The 1,955-nt window shown below is 69.0% G+C and carries 1 protein-coding gene and 1 pseudogene; one reads left to right on the top strand and one right to left on the bottom strand.

All coding sequences use genetic code 11. From position 1 onward, the window contains the following. Positions 1-19: 19 nt before the first annotated feature. On the bottom strand, positions 20-1,489 hold the full coding sequence (gene argH / locus AC27IO_RS23515) for an argininosuccinate lyase (RefSeq protein ID WP_284395004.1): 1,470 nt from the start codon (positions 1,487-1,489) through the stop codon (positions 20-22). 50 nt (positions 1,490-1,539) lie between these two features. Here argH and AC27IO_RS23520 point away from each other — a divergent pair. Next, positions 1,540-1,955, top strand: a pseudogene (locus AC27IO_RS23520) (sensor histidine kinase); the annotation flags it as partial.

Consider the following 1,955-nt stretch of genomic DNA (forward strand, 5'->3'; position numbering starts at 1 on the left):
GGGGGGAGGTGAACAGCGATCAGGCCAGGCGGGCGCGGTGGCGGGCCAGCTGGGCGCGCACCTGGGCCGGCGCGGTGCCGCCCAGCGTGTTGCGGGCGTTGAGCGAGCCGCGCAGGCTGAGGGCGTCGAACACGTCCTTTTCGATCTGCGGGTGAAAGCCCTGCAGCACGGCCAGGGGCAGCTCCGACAGGTCCACGTTGTGCGACACGGCGGCCTTCACGGCATGGGCCACGGTCTCGTGCGCATCGCGGAACGGCAGGCCCTTCTTGACGAGGTAGTCGGCCAGGTCGGTGGCGGTGGCGTAGCCCTTGAGCGCGGCCTGCTCCATGGCCGGCGCGTTGACGGTGATGCCGCCTTCCTTCTTGCCCGTGGCCGGGTTCGGCTGGCCGCCGACCATCTCGGCGAAGATGCGCAGCGTGTCCTTCAGCGTGTCCACGGTATCGAACAGCGGTTCCTTGTCTTCCTGGTTGTCCTTGTTATAGGCCAGGGGCTGGCCCTTCATCAGGGTGATGAGACCCATCAGGTGGCCGACCACGCGGCCCGTCTTGCCGCGCGCCAGTTCGGGCACGTCGGGGTTCTTCTTCTGCGGCATGATCGACGAGCCCGTGGTGAAGCGGTCGGCGATCTTGATGAAACCGAAGTTCTGGCTCATCCAGATGATGAGTTCTTCCGACAGGCGGCTCACGTGCACCATGCACAGGCTGGCGGCGGCGGTGAACTCGATGGCGAAGTCGCGGTCGCTCACGGCGTCCAGGCTGTTCTGGCACACGCCGTCCATGCCCAGGGTTTTCGCCACGCGCTCGCGGTCCAGCGGGTAGGTCGTGCCGGCCAGGGCGGCGGCGCCCAGGGGCAGCACGTTGACGCGACGGCGCACGTCCTGCATGCGATCGGCATCGCGCGCGAACATCTCCACGTAGGCCAGCATGTGGTGGCCGAAGCTCACCGGCTGCGCCACCTGCAGGTGGGTGAAGCCGGGCAGGATCACCTCCACGTTCTGCTCGGCCACGTCGACCAGCGACACCTGCAGTTCCTTGAGCAGGTCGGCGATCAGGTCGATCTCGCCGCGCAGCCACAGGCGCACGTCGGTGGCCACCTGGTCGTTGCGGCTGCGGCCGGTGTGCAGCCGCTTGCCGGCGTCGCCCACCAGCTGCGTGAGGCGCGCCTCGATGTTCAGGTGCACGTCTTCCAGGTCGAGCTTCCACTCGAAGGCGCCGGATTCGATCTCCTCCTTGATCTGCGCCATGCCGCGCTGGATGGAGGCGTGGTCGGCGGCCGAGATGATGCCCTGCGCGGCAAGCATGTCGGCGTGCGCGAGGCTGCCGGCGATGTCGGCCTGCCACAGGCGCTTGTCGAAGAACACGCTCGACGTGTAGCGCTTGACCAGGTCGCTCATGGGCTCGGAAAACAGCGCCGACCAGGCCTGTGCCTTGGTGTCGAGCTGGTTGTGGGAGGGGGCGGACGCTGGGCTGGAGGCGGGGCTGGTGGACATGGAGGGCAATAATCCGGTGGTTCAGACACCCGGAACACCCGGATGCCGCAATGCAAGAGACGCAAATTTTATCGACCCGGCCGCAGGCCCTGACCGAAGACCCCCGCCAGCCCCTGGGCCGGCGGGTGCTGGTGTTCGACGCCTGCCATGTCGGGGTGATCCTGCGCGCGGTGCTTTTCGTGGAGGCGGTGCTGGGCGTGGGCGCCCTCTTCAACGCCGCCACGCCCCTGGAATGGCTCGGCCGGCTGTCGCTGCTGACGGGCGGCGCCCTGCCCGCCACGCTGGCCTGGCTGGTCACCGCCTGCAGCCTGAAGACCGTGCTGCAGCGCCTGCCGGTGGCCTTGCAATACGCGGCGGGCGTGGCGCTGGGCACGCTGTCCGGGCTGTATGCCTGCGGCATGCTTGCGCTGGTGGGCGTGGCGGCCGACCCGCCCTGGCTGGCCAGTGCCGCCAGCGGCGCGCTGCT

The organism is Acidovorax sp. KNOB132, assembly GCF_057541515.1.

Bases quoted from the DNA above. Each gene is read 5' to 3' on its own strand.
- argH (WP_284395004.1), bottom strand. From the start codon at position 1,489: ATGTCCACCAGCCCCGCCTCCAGCCCAGCGTCCGCCCCCTCCCACAAC.